Genomic DNA, 16,818 nt, shown 5'->3' on the forward strand with positions numbered 1-16,818 from the left:
GCCCGGAGCTGCCTGCGGGCGCGGGAGACCGCGACGCCTACGTGGTGGCGTATGTGCTCGATGGTGCAGGTGGACGCGCTGCACGGGTTGAGCCGGTCCCTGCCGCCTTCGTTACCCGCGGAGGGTTCAGCCGCGCTGCCGGGTCTCTTCGACCGGATGTCGCCCCGAGTTGGCGGCCCCGACCTCTCCGACGACATGGACCCGGAGCTCGGCGGCAAGCTCATGGCGCTGCACGAGCAGAAGACCGCGAGGTACCCGGAATGGGCCGCTCAGCTCGAACCGCTCGTGAACATGCAGGTCGCGTAGAGCGGCCACCTGCGTTGCCCTACGCGGTCACCTGCGTCGCCCCACGCAGTCACCCCGGGACGGCAGCCCGCGCGTTTCCTCGCTCGCTGGAGGGGCACACGCCATGTCAGTCCCCGGCTGGCCACCCCCGTCCAGCCGGGGATCGCGTAGCAACCCTTGTGAAAGTCGGGGGCCCGCAGCGGTTGCAGCACGCCCATCCAAGGGGGCCGGGACTGTCCGTCCGGGCAGGCGTAGGTGCGTGAGGCGTAGCCGACCTGTGCATCGACGGTCAGCGTACGGGGAGTGGGCAGACCGAAGGCAGCCAGCCATTGCGGCAGGTGGGAGGAACGGCCCGAGGCGTCCACCACGAGGTCCGCGACGATCGCGTCCTCGCCCTCGCTGTCCCTGACGAGCACCCCGCTGACCTTGCCCGGGCCGGCCGTGCGCAGGCCGGTGACGGTCAGCCCGTCCCGTAAGGTGACGGGCTCCAACGCCGTCACGCGTTGGCGCAGAACATGTTCCAGGAGGGGGTGGGAGAAGGTCTGGATCGGCATGCCCATCGGTGTGGGCGGTGGGGTGCCATGGGGCAGTACGGCACACAGCCCTTCGCCCCAGTCCCACACCGGCGCACCGGCCTGTTCCAACTCGGCGCGCAGTCCAGGGAAATACCCCTCGAACACCTCGGCGCCCATGGCCAGGAGGCCGTGGACATGCCGCCCCTGCGGAACCCCCGCCCTGGGCACAGACGTACTCGGGAGCGCGTCACGTTCGATGACGGTGACAGCCTCGAAGCTGTCGGCCAGGACGCGGGCGGCTGCAAGACCCGCCAGGCCTGCCCCGATTACCACCGTGTGCCGGACGTCAGTACCCATAGGCATGCTGCTCTCTCCCTGCCGCGGGCCGAACCCACCGCTCCGGGGCCCTACCTGCCCCGATCGACACCCAGGTACGCCACAGGGAGTAAGTCACTGACAACGTTGCGTAGCCGGGGTGGCATTTCTTGAACTTGGCTGTGGCGTCTCGGAGCTGAGACCTGGCGGGGCCCCACCACCGGCCGCGCGCCCGGCTCACGGGCGGCAGCAACGGCGCGATCACCGCCCACGGGCGGCGGCCACGGCGCGATCACCGCCCACGCGGCGTCAGAGATCTCCCCGGGGGGCGCCGCCGTCCGGGGCGGACGTCCGGGCCCTGCGGCGGAAGGCGGCCCGGTAGGCGCTCGGGCGGTGGCCGGTGTGGCGGGCGAAGAGGGCGGCGAACGTGCCGGGGTCCTGGTAGCCGACGGCCGCGGCGACGGCGGCGACGGTGCGGTCGGTGGTCTCCAGCAGATGGCGGGCGCGGCGGACCCGGGAGGCCTGCAGATGGGCCAGCGGGCTGCGTCCGGTCTCGTCGGCGAAGCGGCGCAGCAGCGTACGGGTGCTGACCCGGAAGGCGTCCGCGAGCGCGGCGAGGTCGTACCGCTCGGCGAGGTTCTGGTCGAGCCGCCGCATGACCCGCTGGGAGAACTCCCGGCCGGGCTGCGGGAGGAGCCGCGGGTCGACGTACGGGGTCTGGGAGGTCCGGGCGTCGTCGACGAGCGCCAACCGTGCGGTGGTGCGGGCCACTTGGGGACCGCTGTGCCGGCGGATCAGGTCCAGTGCGAAGTCGTACATGGCGCTGAACGCGGCCGTGGTCGTCACCCCCGCGTCGGTGACGACCAGGTGCTCGGGCCGTACGTCGGTGCCCGGGCAGCGCCTGGCGAGTTCGTCGGCGTGCAGCCAGGAGGTGGTGGCCCGGCGCCGGTCGAGGAGCCCGGCCTCGGCGAGCAGGAACGCACCGACGCAGAGGGAGACGACGGCGGTGCCGGCGGCGGCCTGCGCGCGGATCGCCGCGATCTCGGGGGCGAGCCGGGCGAGCCGTGCGTCGAGGTCCGTGCCCGGGCGCAGTTCGAAGCCCGGCACCACGAGGACGTCGACCTCGCGCAGGGGACGCACCTCCAGGCTCGCGCCGCCCGAGGCGACGACCCGGCGGCGGGGCGAGACGATCGACACCCGGTAGCGGGGCGCGTCCGGTCCGGCGACATGCCCGGCCATCGTCAACAGGTCGGGGACGCCGAACACTTCGGACGCGAAGCAGTCCGGGTACGCCAGGACCCCGACCCGCAGCGCGCCCGGCCCGGTGCCCGGACCCGCACCGTCCGCCGCCTGCCGTGCCGCCTCCGTCATCGCTCCCGTACCTCCTGGTGTCCCCGGCCCCGCCCCCGTGTCCCCGTGCCCGGATCGCCGACCGCGTACCGCTGGCCTCCCTCGCGTGTGGCGAGATTACCCCTGGCCTTGGCGATCTGGCCTCTCACCCGGCGGCCCGCCCCAGGACGAGGCTGGCTCCATGAGCGACAACGACGATCCGATCACCGACTTCACCCGCCGGAGCATGGCCGTGGAGGGGGTGGAGAAGACGGTGTACGTGGCCGGGGCCGGGCCCGCGGTCGTGGTGCTGCCCGAGATGCCGGGCATCAGTCCCGACGTCCTGCGCCTCGCGCGCTGGGTGCGGGACGCCGGCTTCACCGTCCATGTGCCCTCGCTGTTCGGGACGGACGGCGCCTTCCCCACGGTCGAGGGCGGCCGGGAGGTCGTCCGCCGCGCCTGTGTCAGCGCGGAGTTCCGCGCCTTCGCCGGGGGCGGCACCAGCCCGGTGACGCTCTGGCTGCGCGGCCTGGCGCGCCAGGCCCACACCGCGTGCGGTGGGCCGGGGGTGGGCGCGATCGGCCTGTGCTTCACCGGCAACTTCGCCCTCACCATGGCCCTGGAGCCGGCGGTGATCGCCCCGGTGGTCAACCACCCGTCGCTGCCGCTCGACGACCCAGGCGGACTCGAACTCGACCCGGCCGACGCACGCGCGGTGCGCGACCGGCTCCACCGCGACGGACTCAGCGTCCTCGCCTACCGCTTCGAGGGCGACCGCTGGTGCACGGGACAGCGCTTCGCCGCCTACCGCGCGCTGCTCGGCGACGTCTTCGACGGGCGCGTCCTCCCGGACAGCGCCGCCCACCCGGCCCCGCCGCCCTTCTTCGCCGACCTGGTCGGCACCCCGCACAGCGTCGTCACCGCCCATCTCGTCGACGAGGCCGGCCACCCCACGGTCCGGGCCCGCGACGAGATCCTCGCCTTCCTCACCGACCGCCTGCACCCGCACGGGAACGGACCGCTGCCCGCCATCTGACCGGGCCCTGGTCCGCCGGACACCGCTACTTCGTCGCCATCACCCTCGCCCCAGACCCTCATCGGTTGGCACGTTGGGATCCCGGACGGGATCCCAACGTGCCAGCCATTACCCGGGCGGACTCAATTCCACGGGTCGGTGAACGACCGGCCGGGGACCGGCTTGGCGATGAGTGCGACGGCGATGAAGAAATTGACCTGGCCGATCGCGAACATCAGGGTGGCGAGCGCCTTGGCCTCATAGTGTTCTGCTGCCTGGGCATACAGCTCGTCGGAGACCCTCTCGCCGTGCGCGGACGGCTGAAGCACGGCTTCCACGAGTGCCAGCGCGGCCCGCTCGGCACCGGTGAAGTACGGCGAGTCCTGCCAGGAGGCCACTGACGTGATGCGCTCCTCCGACTCCCCGGCCTTGCGCAGAAAGCCCGTGTGCAGAACCGTCAGATAAGTGCTGCCGACGATCTGGCCGGCCCGCAGCTGGACCAGACTGATCGTGGAGCGCGGTACCGAACCGTTGCCGGTGACCTTGAAGAGCGCCGCCGACACCGCCGCCAGCTCGGGCACGAGCTGCGCAGGGTCCTCAGCCATCCGCGGAACCATCGGGATCTCCGCCGTGATCGAACGTGTTTCCATCGCCGTCTCCTTAGGGCTTTCGTGTTGCTGTCACTGCCCTGACGGATCGCGGCAGAGAAATGTGACCGATGGAAGACAGTTGTTCGTGTTCGGCTTGGAATCGACCTGGCCGGACCGCCTTCCCCCTCCCCGGAAGACCTCCTGGCTTCACTTACTGGCGGCTGTCCGCGATGTCGTCGGCGCTGCGGCGTGGTGCCGTTGCCCAGGACGGAAGCCAGGCCGGCTCGGGGACCGGTGTCAGGGTTGCGAAGTGGTTGATGATCGCCCGAAGCCCCGGGTGCGGATTCGTTCTGGGGAACATGAGGGAGAGCGGGTAGGCGAGCGTGGGGTTCACGATCGGGATGCGGCGGAGGTCGTAATTCGTCGGCCAGATGTACCGGTCGCGCGCGGCGACGAGGGTGGCCACGTCGGCGGAGTCCGCGAGGGCGTCGAGGAGTACCTCGTTACCGAAGTTCGGGCCTGCCGCGTCGATGCGGAGGTCGAATTCGGTGGCGAGCTGGTCGTAGAACTCTCCCCATTCGCTTCGGGGTGCGATACCAGGCACCCAGATCCGGAGCTTGCGCAGCTGGGGTGGTGTCAGTGTTCGTGCGGAGGCGAGCGGATGTCTGGGGCCGACGAGGAGTTCCAGTGGGGAGTCGAAGGCGTGGATCATCTGCACGTCGCGCGGCAGCCTGGCCGGATCGGTGACGGTGCGGAACGAGGCGTCGAGATCGCCTGCCTGGACGGCGGCGGCCACCTCGTGCGGGTCGTTGACCCTGAGGGTCACCACATCAAGGTCGGTTTCGGGATGCGACCGCCAGTAGTCGTGCAGAAGGACGGCCTGGGCGGTCCGGAAGCCGAGAACGTCGATCCGAAGGGCCCGCGAGCCCGGTCTGACGGCGGTGACGGCGCGATCGACACCCGCGACGATACTCCGTGCGTGCGACAGGAACGCCTGGCCGTCCAGGGTCAGTTGGACCCCGCGGGCGGTACGGGTGAACAGGCGGACCTCCAGCTCGCGCTCCAGGGTGGCGATCCGCTTCGAGACCGCCTGTTGGGTCACGCCCAGCTCGTCGGCCGCGTGCTGCAACTGTCCGAGCTCGGCCGCCCGGACGAAGGATCGCACTGCCTCGGTATCCATGGGGCCATCCTATGCGCGCCCAACCGATCGTTGTGGCTCGGCGAAAAGCGGTTGTTTGATCCTGCTCTGCTGTAGCCGATGTGATGCGGGGATCCAAACATCGGTTGTCGCGGAGGAGTGATGTGCGCGTGAAATCGGGGTCCGGTTTCGGCTGGCTGTGGGCGGCGTACGCCGTCAGCACGTACGGCACGTGGATAGCCTTCGGAGCGTTCCCGCTCATCGCGGTTCGAGTGCTGCACTCGCCGGCGTTCGCGGTTTCGCTTCTGGAGGCAGCCGGGCTTGCCGTCGCGGCGATCGTTGCGTTCCCGCTCGGGCCGTGGGTCGAGCACCGAGCCAAGCGTCCGGTGATGATCGCGATGGACCTGGCCCGGTTCCTCGCGATGGCGAGTGTCCCGATCGCGTACTTCCTCCGCTTGCTGTCCTACGGCCACTTGCTGGTCGTCTCGGTCATCTCCGGAACCGCAGGCATCGCCTTCACCGCCGCATCCGGCGCGTACCTGAAATACCTCGTCCGCAGCGAGCACCTCCTTGCCGCGAACGGGAGATTCGAGGGCACGAGCTGGGTGGCGACCGCGGCCGGCCCGCCCCTCGGCGGCGCGCTCGTCGGGCTGCTCGGCCCAGTCATCACGGTCCTGGCCGACGCTCTCAGCTACCTGCTGTCCGCGCTCGCGGTCCTGCGCATCCGCGGCGGTGACATCGCGGCACCCCGCGACCCGGCCACCAGATTGCGCGGAGCCGACCTTCTCGGCGGCTGGCGGATCATCCTCCACGACCGCGCACTACGGCGCCTGTTCCTCAATTCGATCCTGGTCAGCGGCCTGATCATGGCCACCGTCCCGCTCCTGGCCGTCCTCCTGCTGGGCGCATACCACTTCCCGGCCTGGCGGTACGGTCTCGCCTTCGGCATCCCGGCACTCGGCGGCTTCGTGGGCGCCCGCCTCTCCGCACGCCTCGTGAAGCGTTACGGCCGGCACCGGGTCATGACCGCCTCCGGCTGGCTGCGATCGCTCTTCCCACTCGGTCTCGCGTTCATCGGTCCGGGCATCCCCGGACTCCTCACCGTGATCACCGTCGAGGGCCTGCTGATCACCTGCATGGGCATCTTCAACCCGATCTACGCCACAGAACGCCTGCAACGGACTCCCACGGATCATGCCGCCCGAGTCCTCAGCACATGGAGTGTCAGCAGCAAACTCGTACAGGCCACTCTCATGGTGATCTGGGGCATCCTCGCCACACTCACCAGCCCCCTCGCCGCGATCACCCTCTCCGGCGTCCTCCTGCTCGCCACCCCGCTCCTGCTCCCCAAACGGACACACTTCTCCGCCCCCGATCGCGGCGTGTCGGCCGAAGAGGTCCCTGCCGCATGACTCACCGCAACTCACCGCCAGTCACTGCAACTCGCCGCAACGCCCCGCTCACCCCGCGACGGGTCGAGTGCGGCCCGGTGGGGGCTGCGTCCGGCCCTTCTATCTCTTACCTGGGTTGTTCCTAGAATGGTCGGGTGGAGGACATCGACGCGATCGCGGCGTTGCAGGATCCGGTCCGGCGCCGCCTGTACGAGTACGTGGTGGCCCAGGGCCGTGAGGTCGGCCGCAACGAGGCCGCCGAGGCGGCCGGGGTGGCGCGCACGCTCGCCGCGCACCACCTGGACAGGCTGACCGAAGCCGGGCTACTGGAGAGCGGCAGCCGCCGCCTGACGGGCCGCTCGGGGCCGGGAGCGGGCCGACCCGCCAAGGTGTACACGCGGGCGCGGGCTGAACGGGCGGTGTCCTTGCCCGCCCGCGACTACCGCACCGCCGCCGAACTGCTCGCCGAGGCCGCCGAGCAGGCCGGACTCGACGCCGGGCTCTGCGCGGCCGCGCGCCGCCGGGGCGAAGCGCTGCGTGGCGCGGCGGCGCCCTGCGGCGGCCTCGAAGAGGCCATGGCGATGCTGGCCGCCCGCGGCTACGAACCGCACCTGGAAAGCGCCGCGGGCATCCAGGACGCCGAAGGCGCCAAGGAGACGGCCGGCGAAGCCGCGGTGGTCGTGCGGATGCGCAACTGCCCCTTCCATGCCGTCGCCGAACGCTTTCCGCCGCTCGTCTGCGGAATGAATCTCGCGCTGCTGGAGGGGCTGCTCGGCACGGACGGTCCCGTCCGCGCCCGCATGGACGCCCGGCCGGGGGAGTGCTGCGTGGTGGTCGAGAACTCTAAAAACAATATTGATTGACATAGAAAGTGGCCAGTGCTGGGATGTGGCCATGACTGCATCCGTGCACGCCGCCCACCTTGCCCAACTCAACGTCGCCACGCTGCTGTACCCCCTCGACGACCCGCGCATGGCCCCGTTCGTCGAGATGCTCGACCCGGTCCACGCCGCCGCCGACGGCGCGCCCGGCTTCGTGTGGCGGCTCGTGGAGGAAGGCGCGGCCGACGCCACCGCCCTGCGCCCGGCGGGCGAGGACGTCATCGTCAACCTGACGGTGTGGGAGACCCCGGAGGCGCTGTGGGACTTCACCTACCGCAGCGGGCACCTGGAGGCGATGCGGCGCCGCCGCGAATGGTTCGAACGGCACGTCGAGGCACACCTGGTGCTCTGGTGGGTGCCCGCCGGCCACCTCCCGACCGTCGACGAGGCCCTGGAACGGCTGGCGGACCTGCGGGCCAACGGGCCGTCCCCCCGCGCGTTCACCTTCGCCTCCTCCTACACCGCCGCCGAGGCCGCCCAGCACCTTCGGACCGTGCCGCAGGGACAGCCCTAGGCATCGTCTGGCAGGTCCTCAGGGCATAGCGGCAGGTCGAAGCGAGTGTGGCGCAGGGCTTCCCCCGGTGCACCCAGTGAAGTCCCCACGCCCGTGGGCGGCCCCGGAGTTGCCCGGGGCCGCCCTGGGGTGTCTTCCGCCCGGTCAGCGGATGAGATGCACGGTGAGGTGCGTTTCCGTGTCACTGACGCTGTCGCCGTGGACGGTGCCGTGCGCCGTGCGGTAGCGCCCCGTACCTCCGGTGATGGCGAGGTCGATGTTGCCGGGGCCGGCAGCCGTGACGGTGAACCGGCCCTGAATGGTGAGCTGTCCCAAGGGGAGGGCGAGGTCGCCCGCGCACTGCAGGTCGAACTCGTCGGCGGGGGCGGTGCGGGTCAGCGTGCAGATCTCGCTGTAGGTGCCGACCGTGACGCTGCCGCGCAGGAGATTCCCGCTGATGACGAATTCATCCCCCTGGCTGGGCCCGGACGACCCGTCCACATCGATGAAACTGCCCTGCGTTTGCTGCGCGGTCAACTGGAACACTTCCTCTCTCGGAGGATAGTGGTCCCTGCTGCTACCGGTCGCGGCCGACGCCGGGTGCGGGCAGAGAAGAAGGGCTGCGAATCCGGTGGCCGCAACCAGCGTGATGCGCTTGAAGTTGAAGTGACGCACGATTTCTCCTGTGGGACTGGAAGGAAAATGCATGTGGCTAGGTGCCTGAAGGTGACCTGACGGTTTTTCATGCAGGGACCGGTATTGCGTGGTCGTCGGCATGGCTCCGCGGCTCAAGGGCCCGAAGTCGGGCAGTCCAGCGCCCGGCCGACCGGGATCTCGCCGCTCGGGTCCGGCTGCGGCGTCCGCCCGGACGGCGGGCGCGGGTGGGTCAGATGCCGGGTCCGGCAACGTAGGTGAACGCGCCGGCGGGAGTACCGCCGGGGGTGGTGACGGTGACGTCGAAGGTGCCCTCGGTGGCGCTGGGCGGGGACGTGGCGGTCACGGTGGTGTCGGAGATGACCGAGAAGGGCGCCGGATTGCCGTGGAAGGTGACCTGTTCGGTGTGGCTCAGGCCGGTGCCCGTGATCGTCACCTCCGTGCCGCCGCTGGTCGGTCCCGTGCTGGGGCTGATGCCCGTGACGGTGGACTGGTCGACGTAGGTGTAGGTCAGGCCGTCGGCGCTCCCGCCGCTGGTGAGCACGGTGACGGCGACGCCGCCCGGGGCCGGGGCGCCGGCGGCTCTGACGGTGACCTGGGTGTCGGAGACGCGTTGGATGACGGCTCGAGTGGTGCCGAAGTACACGTCGATCGCTCCGGCGAGGTTGCGGCCGGTGAGGACGATCTCCTGGTCGCTGCCCGAGACGGGGCCGGCGTCGGGGCTGATGCCGGTGAGCACGGGCACCGGCGTGTAGTAGAAGGATCCGAGGGTGCCGGTGCCGCCCGGGGTGGTGACCGTCACGGGGACGGCGCCGGAGCCGGCGGGGGCGGTGACGGTCACCGATGTCGCCGTGTTGGCGGTGATGACGGCTCGGGCGGTGCCGAAGCGCACGGCGGTGGCGTTGGCCAGGTGATGACCGGTCAGGGTCACGGTCGTTCCGCCTGACGTGGGCCCCTGGTCGGGGATCACGGTCGTCATCATGACCCCGACGGTGCCGGCATTGGCGTTGCTCACGTAGGCGCGGGTCCCGTCGGGGAGGACGGCGATGCCGGTGGGCCCGTCTCCCGCGCCGATGTTCTCGACGACGGTGCGGGTGGCGGTGTCGATCACACTCACCGTGTCCGGTTCGGCATTCCCCACGTACAGATGGGCGCCGTCGGGACTCAGCGCCGGGAAGCGCGGCTGGCCGCTGACCCCGATCGTGTCGGTGACGGTGTTCGTGGCGGTGTCGATCACGCTCACCGAGGAGCTGCCGGCGTTCGTGACGTACACGCGGGCCCCGTCGGAGCTGACCGTCAGCAGGATGGGGACGTCGCCGGCGATGATCGTGGCGACCACGGTGTTCGTGGCGGTGTCGATCGCGCTGACGGAACCCGAGAGGCTCGCCACATAGGCGCGGGTCCCGTCCGGGGTGATCGCCACACCGGTCGCCCCGGACCCGACCGTGATGGTGCCGGTCACGGTGTTGGTGGCGGTGTCGATCACACTCACCGTGTCACTGGTCTGCCGCGTCGCATAGACGCGCGTGCCGTCCGGGGTGACCGCCACCATCGTCGCTCCGGCGCCTACGGGGATGTCCGTGACGAGGGTGTCCGAGGCGACGTCGAACACGCTGACCAGACCGTCGTCGTAGACGGCCACGTAGGCCCGGGTGCCGTCGGGGCTGATCGCCACGTCGGTGGGACCCGCCCCCGTGGCGATGGTGTCGGTAACGGTGTTGGTGGCGGTGTTGATCACACTCACCGTGTTCGAGCCCCGGTTGGCCACATAGACGCGGGCCCCGTCCGGGGTGAGGGTAATTCCCAGGGGGGTGTTCCCCACGGGAATAACAGCACTTGCGGCAAACGCGGCATTCAATGTCGAGCCGGGTGACCTGGCGGGCTCCGGAGATCGTAAAGCTAAGGCGAACATGACACTCCCCAAAACGGGCGGGACGATCTTTATCCCGCACATGGAAATGTCTGCTCCGCCGCATGGGCAAACAGCGAGCAGTCAACCGGCCGTGAATCCGGCCGGCGAATACACACGCAAACGGAGAGTACCCTCCCCGGGAAAGCGTTTAAAGGGTGCGGGGTATTTCCGATAATCGTTTTAAGGTGCTGGGATGGGAATCCGGCCGTGATCGACGTGGCCTGACGGGCGACGTGAGCTCGGAGAGGTGGGCGACGCGGCCGGCCGGGGCGGGGCCGCTGGTTCCGAAGAGAACGTGCCTGCCAGGCCGTTGTGTTCGGGGCCGTCCTCTGTCGAGGATGGCCCCGAACATCCGGGTGACGGTAGGAGTCTGCTGTGGCTGGCGCTGCTGTGGCTGGCGCAGGAGCGGCCGAGCTACTGCTGGGCGGCATAGTCGTGTTGGCTGCTTCGGTGCAGTGGCTCACCGGCATGGGCTTTGCGCTCATCGCGGTCCCCGTGCTTGTTCTGTTGCTCGGGCCGACGCAGGGAGTGGTGCTCGCCAATTGCGCGGCGGGAGTCATCAGCATCGGCGGACTCGCCGCGGGGTGGCGGCGGGTACGGATCGGCGCCATGGTTCCCTTGGTCATCGCTGCCGCGTGCACGGTGCCTGCGGGCTCCTGGGCGGCCGCCCGGCTTTCCGAACCGGTACTGCTGGCCGGCATCGGAACTGTGGTGACGCTTGCCGTGGCTCTCGCGATGGGAGGCGCGCGCATACCAGCTCTGACCGGGACGAAGGGCGCCGTGACCGCGGGTGCCGTAGGTGGCTTCATGAACTCCGCCGCCGGGGTCGGCGGGCCACCCTACTCGCTGTACGCCATGAATGCGGGATGGTCGATCCGCGAATTCGTGCCGAATGCACAGTTCTACGGAATCGCGGTGAACGTCTTCTCGGTGGCCGTCAACGGTGTACCACGGCTGAGTGGGTCGGCCTGGTCGGTGGCCGTGGCCGCCATGGTGGTGGGCGCCCTCATCGGCCGGGCGCTCGCCCCGAGGGTCCGGGAGCGCGGGATGCGGCGGCTCATCTTCGCCTTGGCCCTGGCCGGTGGCTTCTCCGTGCTGATCAAAGGGCTGTTGGGGATGGCATGACGCCCACTGAAGTGGGGTGACGGACCGGGTCCGGCAGGCTTTGTGTGCCGGACCCGGCAGTGTCAGCCATTCATGGCCGCCCAGAACTCCTCGAAGGACATCTGGCGGTCGCCGTTGGTGTCGAGCGAGTCGATCAGCTCCTGCGCCTGCGACTCGGTGATCTCCGAGCCCTCCAACTCCGCGACGACCTTGCGGTATTCGTCGGCGGTGACCTGGCCGTCCCCGTCGATGTCGTAGCGCTCGAAGACCTTGCGCGCCGCCGTCTCCACGATGTCTGCCATGTGCTCCGCCTTTCTGTGATCTTCACTGACGGGCCCACACTATCCGTCCGCCCGGAGCAACGCGGAGGCGCCCGACCTGCCCAGGGTGTGTCCGGGCGGTCACGGGTCGGCGGGTTCTCGACTCGTCAGGGATCAGGGGGCGCTGCCGCCTCGAAGGTGACGCGGGACCGGAACCCGGCCTGCGGAACAGTGCTTTCTCAGGGGGTTCGTTCGTCGTTGGTCGCGGCGTCGAGCCTGCGGCGGATGTGCGCGGTCGTGGGGTGTGCGGGGCCGAGGGCCGTCTCTGCGACCTTCAGGGCCTGCCGCTGCAGGGCCAGGCCTTCTTTTCGTTGGTGCAGGGAGAGCAGGGTCTGGGCGAGGTTGTGCAGACGTACCGCCAGCTCTGCGTGACTCTCGCCCAGGGTCTTCGTGGTGAGGGCCACCGCTCGTCGAGCGTGCGGAAGCGCCTCTTCGTACCTGCCGAGGCGGTGCAGCGAGTACACGAGATTGCTGGCGTAATTGGCGCAGGTGGGGTGATCCGGGCCGTGGGCCTTTTCGGCTGCTCTCAGTGCTTGCGTCTTCAGGCGGTATGCGTCTTCGTGTCGGCCGAGTTCGTCGTAGGTCGTGGCCAGGTTGTTGGCGAAGACGGGGAGTTCGGGGTGCTCGGGTCCCATGGTGGCCGTGGCGATGTCCATCGCCCGCTGTCCGTGTTCCAGAGCCTTCTGAAGCTGTCCGGTACGCCGCAGGCTCTGGGAGAGGTTGCACAGCCGCAGCGCGGTGTCGGGGTTGTCCTTGCCCAGCACGGCAAGGGTGATGTCCAGCGCTTCCCTGTCCAGGGCCAGTGCCTGTTCGTATTCGCCCTTGGCCGTGCGGAGGAGGGACAGATTGCCCAGGCGGACGGCGGTGTCGAGGTGGCTGGACCCGTATGCCTGCTGCGTGATGCGCAGAGCGTCCTCAGCGTGGCCCAGGGCATCGTCGTAGCGCCCGATTGCTCGGAGGGTCGTGGCGAGGTTGCTCATCCGTAGTGCGGTGTCGGGGTGGTCGTCGCCGAGGGTGGTTCGGGTGATCTCCAGGGCCCGCTGTTCGAGTTCGAGGGCTTGTTGGTAGTGCCCGAGGGAAGTGTGGACGACGGCGAGGTTGCCGAGGCGGATGGCGGTGTCGGGGTGGTCGTCGCCGAGGGTGGTTCGGGTGATCTCCAGGGCCCGCTGTCCGAGTTCGAGGGCTTGTTGGTAGTGCCCGAGGGAGGTGTGGACGACGGCGAGGTTGTCCAGGCGGAAGGCGGTCTCGGAGTGTTCCTCGCCCAACGTGTCACGGACGATTTGCAGGGCCGTCTCGGAGGGGGCGAGAGCCTCTTTGTGGCGGCCCAGATGAGTCAGCGCATGTCCCAGATTGCCGAGTGAGGCCGCCGTGCTCAGGTGCCGCTCTCCGTGGATCTCCTGGTTGATCCGCAACGTCTCCCCGAACATGCGCTCGGCGTCTGCGTACTTGCCGGCCTCGCTCAGAGTCACCGCGAGGTTGTTCATGTGGGTCAGGGTGTCGGGGTGCCTGGGGCCGTGGAGACGCTGGGAGAGTTCCAGGGCACGCTGGCGCAGATCCAGCGCGAGGGTGAGGTGGCCGCGGGCGTGGAGGTACGTTCCCGTTCGTCCCATCAGGTTGGCCAGTTCGGGAAGCGGTTCGAGACCGTCCCGGTGGGCGACGACGGCTTCCACGTGAGGCAGCAACCGCTTCCAGAGGGGCCAGCCGCTGACGTCACCCGAGGTCGCCTCGGCGGGCGCCGTGTCGTCCAGCAGAGCGACCGCAAGCGCGCTGGCGTCATCTGTCCCGGCCAGGTCAGAGGTAGGCAGGCTGCCGCCGGCTTCTGCGCGCAGGACCGCCTGGAGCAGCCGGTGCACGGTGACCTCGTCAGCGGTCAGGGTGACCAGGCTGTAGGCGGCGAGCACGCCCAGAGCCTTCGCCACACGCAGGCGTGAGGGCAGGACACCGTCGAGCACGGTGCGGGGCAGCGGGGTGGGCGCGCAGTACGCGAGAACGCGTAGCAGCAGCACCGCGTCGGGGTGGCTGAGCCGGAGCGTGAGGAGTGTCACCGACCACAGGCGGGCGATGGTCTTCTCCTGCTCGTCGTCCACGGGCGGCTGCTGGGCCAGCATCCCGGCCAGGTCCTTGCGCAGCTCGGTGAGGTATTCGCCGGGCTCCATCGCGGTCTGTGCCATGAAGGCACCGGCCTGCCTGAGTGCCAGCGGAAGGTTCCCCAGTTCCACGGCCAACTCGGTCAGCGCATCGACCGCTTCCTCGTCGCTGCGGCCGGTGAGCTCCTTGAGCAGGGCCACCGAATGCTCGCTGCCAAAAGGACCGAGGTCCAGGAATTCGCTGCCGCGCTGCCAGGCCAGGGTGCGGCGGGTGGTGACCAGGACCTGACCGGTGGTCAATCTGGCGAGCCAGGTCTGGAGATGGGCGCCGTCCTCGACGTTGTCGAAGACCAGCATCCAGCCCGTGCGGGCCTCCAGCCAGTGCGCCGCCCACGCGGCCGCCTCGGAGACCGGCAAGGTGTTCACGATGTCCCGGTCCAGCTCACCGGCCAGCCCGGCCAGGCCGGCCTCGATCGCGTCGGGGCCGATCGCGTCGATCCACCACACGGGGTTCCGGCCGGCCGCCTTCTGCGCCCACGCGTGGTGGAGGGCCAGCGTGGTCTTTCCGGCTCCGCCCATGCCGCGCACGGTCACCGGCGGCAGTCCAACGCCGGCACAGGGAAATGCTTCCAGGCGGCGCAGCTCCGTCTCACGCCCGACGAACGGATCCGGCCTGAGGGCACGCAAATTGCTGACGGGGACGGTGAGATCAGGCTTCCGTGAGGTGGTGGCTCTGACGGAGGCCGTGCTCGACCACAGCTCGTACAGGTCGCCCTCGATGAACTCACCACTGAAGCCCAGCGCCCCCGCGATGGCCGCGACCGTGTCCCAGGACGGCGGCGGATGGCCCTCGTTGAGCGCGTTGCTGACCGTCGTCCTGCCCAGCTTCGCCCTTCTTGCCAGGGTGCTGGTGGTCAAGCCCTCGCGGCGGGCACCCATGCGGGCCTTCAGAATCTGACGCAGGCGGCCCAGCGCCTGCGCACCGTCGTCGGCCGCCGCCTCAGCATCAGCCATTCCCCGTCGCCCCCCCCGAGCCGCCGTACGGATCTGTTCATCTTCGTACGGCTGGACCCTGCTGCACACGCGATTGGGCAAAGTCGCCGCATCGGCCCCCGGTACAAGCAGTCGAAAAGGAGCCTGCCGTGCCCATTTCCGTCGTGGTGGCGGTCACCGTTCTCGCCGTCTCCGTCGCCGTGATCATCGCCGTGCTCGCAGCCGTGACCGCCGGCTTCCTCGCCCGCAGGGAAGGCGCATCCCCGGCAGCGGCCGTCAGCCGGGCGGGGATGGCATTTGCGGCCACCCTGTCGCTGCTGGCGCTCTTGACGACCACCGTCAGCGACCTCCTCGGATGACCGCCGTAGCGGGCCGCGCAAGCAGCACCGGATCCGACCACTCCCGCGCCGCCGCGCGTCCGACGGCCCGGCCGGACGGTGTCGGACCGTCCAGCGCGGGGCGCGTCGCTACGGGTTGACCTGGCCGGCTTTTTCGCTACGACCGGTAGCGGTAGCGGATCCGGCCGCGGGTGAGGTCATAGGGGCTGAGTTCCACGAGCACCCGGTCGTAGGGGAGTATCTTGATGTAGTTCTTGCGGATCTTTCCGCTGATGTGGGCGAGCACCGTGTGCCCGTTCTGGAGCTCCACCTTGAAGGTGGCATTGCGCAGGCACTCGACGACGGTGCCTTCGACTTCTACGCCCCCTGCTGTTTTTGTCATGGTCTCTCACTTCTCTCTTCTGTGGCGTTGTATTCGCTCTGCTACGGCTCGACTTGGCCGCTCGCTGCGGTGTGGCGGAGCGTCAGCGGCGGACGAGCTCCACAGTGCCGGCGGCGCGCCGGGCGCCGATGCTCTCGAACAGGGTGAGGGCCGCCGCGTTGGACTCGTCCACCTCGGCCCATGCCGAAGCGATCCCGGTGCGGCGCATCGAACCCAGCGTGTGGGCCAGCAACGCCCGGGCGATGCCGCGGCGGTGACTGTCGGCGCGGACGGCGATCAGGCCGATCCGTGGCTGCCGGGGCAGCGGCGCCACCCGGACCAGTCCCACGTACCGGTCCAAGTGCCGCGCCACCGCGTACTTCGACGGGTCGACCACGGTGGTCCCCACCGGGCGGGGGAGCACCTCGGCCGGCATCGTGTGCCATCCGGCGGTGGCCTCGACCTCGTCGCGGATGATGCGGTCCAGGGCGCGCAACGGGTCCTCCTCCGCCTTGCCGGCGGGCACGATCGTCACGCCGGACGGGGGCCGCACCGAGCCGAGCCCGGTGACCTCCGGGGCGGTGGGCACGCGATAGCCCCACTCGCGACGTGCGGCGGTGAAGCCGGCCCGCTCCCAGGCGGACCGCGAGTCGTGATCGGCCTCGTCGACGACGGCGTACAGAGGTGTCGGCAGGTCCGCCAGAATCGCGTCGGCGATGCGGTCGAAGACCGCGCCGTGCCACGCGTCGATGCTGAGGAAGAGCCGGCCGTCGGGTCGGCGCGAGGCGTCGCCGCGGCCGACCTCCCGGTCGTCCTCCACGGCCAGCCACTGCATGTCCGAAGCCCGTGTGACCACGACTGCGTGGTTGCCCGTGCCCGAAGTGGAATGCGCAAAGTTCATAGGTGTTGCCTCTCAGGAGTGCCTTGTCCGAGGCGCTCCCGGCGACACCTACGTCAATCGCCCACCGTGACGAAAAGGGGGAGCACCCACATGGATACAGCCTTCATGGGTCTCACCTCCTCGCGTTCTCTCACGGCTGCCTGGACGGTACCAGCGGGGCTCTGTGGTCCCAACCCATTTACCGGGCATGGTCGGC

At 69.9% G+C, this 16,818-nt stretch carries 17 protein-coding genes; 7 read left to right on the top strand and 10 right to left on the bottom strand.

Features of this window, described 5'->3' with window-relative positions; genetic code table 11:
* Nucleotides 1-156: 156 nt before the first annotated feature.
* Nucleotides 157-306 (top strand): hypothetical protein, encoded by a 150-nt coding sequence (locus tag IG62_RS46960; RefSeq protein ID WP_158794942.1) that lies wholly within the window; start codon nt 157-159, stop codon nt 304-306.
* Here the strand turns inward: IG62_RS46960 and IG62_RS0101580 are convergent.
* Together IG62_RS0101580 and IG62_RS0101585 are read right to left on the bottom strand one after the other, a co-directional pair.
* A complete protein-coding gene (locus tag IG62_RS0101580) occupies nt 270-1,163 on the bottom strand; it encodes an FAD-dependent monooxygenase (RefSeq protein WP_051797400.1) in 894 nt (297 codons plus the stop codon). The genes IG62_RS46960 and IG62_RS0101580 overlap by 37 nt on opposite strands.
* 261 nt (nt 1,164-1,424) lie before the next feature.
* Nucleotides 1,425-2,486 carry a GlxA family transcriptional regulator gene (locus IG62_RS0101585; protein WP_051797402.1) on the bottom strand — a complete coding sequence of 354 codons (1,062 nt, stop codon included), beginning with the start codon at nt 2,484-2,486 and terminating at the stop codon, nt 1,425-1,427.
* Between the two features lie 160 nt (nt 2,487-2,646).
* Here IG62_RS0101585 and IG62_RS0101590 point away from each other — a divergent pair, with 160 nt between their 5' ends.
* Nucleotides 2,647-3,480, top strand: coding sequence for a dienelactone hydrolase family protein (locus tag IG62_RS0101590; protein ID WP_037837628.1), 834 nt, complete (start codon nt 2,647-2,649; stop codon nt 3,478-3,480).
* A 122-nt stretch (nt 3,481-3,602) separates the two neighbouring features.
* On the opposite strand, the gene IG62_RS0101595 is transcribed toward IG62_RS0101590, so the two are convergent.
* Together IG62_RS0101595 and IG62_RS0101600 are read right to left on the bottom strand one after the other, a co-directional pair.
* Nucleotides 3,603-4,109 (bottom strand): carboxymuconolactone decarboxylase family protein, encoded by a 507-nt coding sequence (locus IG62_RS0101595; protein ID WP_030796581.1) that lies wholly within the window; start codon nt 4,107-4,109, stop codon nt 3,603-3,605.
* 151 nt (nt 4,110-4,260) lie between these two features.
* Complete coding sequence (locus tag IG62_RS0101600; RefSeq protein ID WP_030796584.1) at nt 4,261-5,229, bottom strand: LysR family transcriptional regulator; 969 nt, start codon at nt 5,227-5,229, stop codon at nt 4,261-4,263.
* Between the two features lie 122 nt (nt 5,230-5,351).
* Between IG62_RS0101600 and IG62_RS0101605 the strand changes: the two genes are divergently transcribed.
* The 3 genes from IG62_RS0101605 (at nt 5,352) to IG62_RS0101615 (ending at nt 7,973) form a co-directional block, all read left to right on the top strand.
* The gene (locus IG62_RS0101605; RefSeq protein ID WP_030796586.1) at nt 5,352-6,599 is read left to right on the top strand and encodes an MFS transporter; all 1,248 of its coding nucleotides are present in this window, start codon (nt 5,352-5,354) and stop codon (nt 6,597-6,599) included.
* A 134-nt stretch (nt 6,600-6,733) separates the two neighbouring features.
* Nucleotides 6,734-7,441, top strand: a complete 708-nt coding sequence (locus tag IG62_RS0101610; RefSeq protein ID WP_030796589.1) for a helix-turn-helix transcriptional regulator — start codon at nt 6,734-6,736, stop codon at nt 7,439-7,441.
* A 31-nt stretch (nt 7,442-7,472) separates the two neighbouring features.
* Complete coding sequence (locus IG62_RS0101615; protein WP_030796592.1) at nt 7,473-7,973, top strand: DUF3291 domain-containing protein; 501 nt, start codon at nt 7,473-7,475, stop codon at nt 7,971-7,973.
* Between the two features lie 144 nt (nt 7,974-8,117).
* On the opposite strand, the gene IG62_RS0101620 is transcribed toward IG62_RS0101615, so the two are convergent.
* Entirely contained in the window at nt 8,118-8,627 is a 510-nt protein-coding gene (locus tag IG62_RS0101620; RefSeq protein ID WP_030796594.1) for an allene oxide cyclase barrel-like domain-containing protein, read from the bottom strand.
* Between the two features lie 211 nt (nt 8,628-8,838).
* Nucleotides 8,839-10,428 carry an IPT/TIG domain-containing protein gene (locus IG62_RS0101625; RefSeq protein WP_234326148.1) on the bottom strand — a complete coding sequence of 530 codons (1,590 nt, stop codon included), beginning with the start codon at nt 10,426-10,428 and terminating at the stop codon, nt 8,839-8,841.
* A gap of 558 nt (nt 10,429-10,986) precedes the next feature.
* On the opposite strand from IG62_RS0101625, the gene IG62_RS0101630 reads away from it, so the two are divergent.
* Nucleotides 10,987-11,643 carry a sulfite exporter TauE/SafE family protein gene (locus tag IG62_RS0101630; RefSeq protein ID WP_234326181.1) on the top strand — a complete coding sequence of 219 codons (657 nt, stop codon included), beginning with the start codon at nt 10,987-10,989 and terminating at the stop codon, nt 11,641-11,643.
* 62 nt (nt 11,644-11,705) lie between these two features.
* Here the strand turns inward: IG62_RS0101630 and IG62_RS0101635 are convergent, their stop codons facing one another.
* A complete protein-coding gene (locus tag IG62_RS0101635; RefSeq protein ID WP_030796600.1) occupies nt 11,706-11,924 on the bottom strand; it encodes an EF-hand domain-containing protein in 219 nt (72 codons plus the stop codon).
* Nucleotides 11,925-12,121: 197 nt separating this feature from the next.
* Nucleotides 12,122-15,043, bottom strand: a complete 2,922-nt coding sequence (locus IG62_RS49420) for a tetratricopeptide repeat protein (RefSeq protein ID WP_051797404.1) — start codon at nt 15,041-15,043, stop codon at nt 12,122-12,124.
* Between the two features lie 128 nt (nt 15,044-15,171).
* On the opposite strand from IG62_RS49420, the gene IG62_RS0101645 reads away from it, so the two are divergent.
* Complete coding sequence (locus tag IG62_RS0101645; RefSeq protein WP_030796604.1) at nt 15,172-15,381, top strand: hypothetical protein; 210 nt, start codon at nt 15,172-15,174, stop codon at nt 15,379-15,381.
* Nucleotides 15,382-15,517: 136 nt separating this feature from the next.
* Here IG62_RS0101645 and infA read toward each other — a convergent pair whose 3' ends face one another.
* Both infA and IG62_RS0101655 read right to left on the bottom strand, forming a co-directional pair.
* Nucleotides 15,518-15,742 carry a translation initiation factor IF-1 gene (infA, locus tag IG62_RS0101650; RefSeq protein WP_030410176.1) on the bottom strand — a complete coding sequence of 75 codons (225 nt, stop codon included), beginning with the start codon at nt 15,740-15,742 and terminating at the stop codon, nt 15,518-15,520.
* Nucleotides 15,743-15,824: 82 nt separating this feature from the next.
* Nucleotides 15,825-16,622, bottom strand: coding sequence for a GNAT family N-acetyltransferase (locus tag IG62_RS0101655; RefSeq protein ID WP_030796607.1), 798 nt, complete (start codon nt 16,620-16,622; stop codon nt 15,825-15,827).
* Between the last annotated feature and the right edge of the window lie 196 nt (nt 16,623-16,818).

It is taken from the genome of Streptomyces sp. NRRL S-337, assembly GCF_000720175.1.
Classification (GTDB): domain Bacteria; phylum Actinomycetota; class Actinomycetes; order Streptomycetales; family Streptomycetaceae; genus Streptomyces; species Streptomyces siderophoricus.

Coding starts and splice junctions, on each gene's coding strand:
- IG62_RS46960 (WP_158794942.1), top strand. CDS start 157: ATGTCGCCCCGAGTTGGCGGCCCCGACCTCTCCGACGACATGGACCCG.
- IG62_RS0101580 (WP_051797400.1), bottom strand. CDS start 1,163: ATGCCTATGGGTACTGACGTCCGGCACACGGTGGTAATCGGGGCAGGC.
- IG62_RS0101585 (WP_051797402.1), bottom strand. CDS start 2,486: ATGACGGAGGCGGCACGGCAGGCGGCGGACGGTGCGGGTCCGGGCACC.
- IG62_RS0101590 (WP_037837628.1), top strand. CDS start 2,647: ATGAGCGACAACGACGATCCGATCACCGACTTCACCCGCCGGAGCATG.
- IG62_RS0101595 (WP_030796581.1), bottom strand. CDS start 4,109: ATGGAAACACGTTCGATCACGGCGGAGATCCCGATGGTTCCGCGGATG.
- IG62_RS0101600 (WP_030796584.1), bottom strand. CDS start 5,229: ATGGATACCGAGGCAGTGCGATCCTTCGTCCGGGCGGCCGAGCTCGGA.
- IG62_RS0101615 (WP_030796592.1), top strand. CDS start 7,473: ATGACTGCATCCGTGCACGCCGCCCACCTTGCCCAACTCAACGTCGCC.
- IG62_RS0101630 (WP_234326181.1), top strand. CDS start 10,987: ATGGGCTTTGCGCTCATCGCGGTCCCCGTGCTTGTTCTGTTGCTCGGG.
- IG62_RS0101635 (WP_030796600.1), bottom strand. CDS start 11,924: ATGGCAGACATCGTGGAGACGGCGGCGCGCAAGGTCTTCGAGCGCTAC.
- IG62_RS49420 (WP_051797404.1), bottom strand. CDS start 15,043: ATGGCTGATGCTGAGGCGGCGGCCGACGACGGTGCGCAGGCGCTGGGC.
- infA (WP_030410176.1), bottom strand. CDS start 15,742: ATGACAAAAACAGCAGGGGGCGTAGAAGTCGAAGGCACCGTCGTCGAG.
- IG62_RS0101655 (WP_030796607.1), bottom strand. CDS start 16,622: ATGAACTTTGCGCATTCCACTTCGGGCACGGGCAACCACGCAGTCGTG.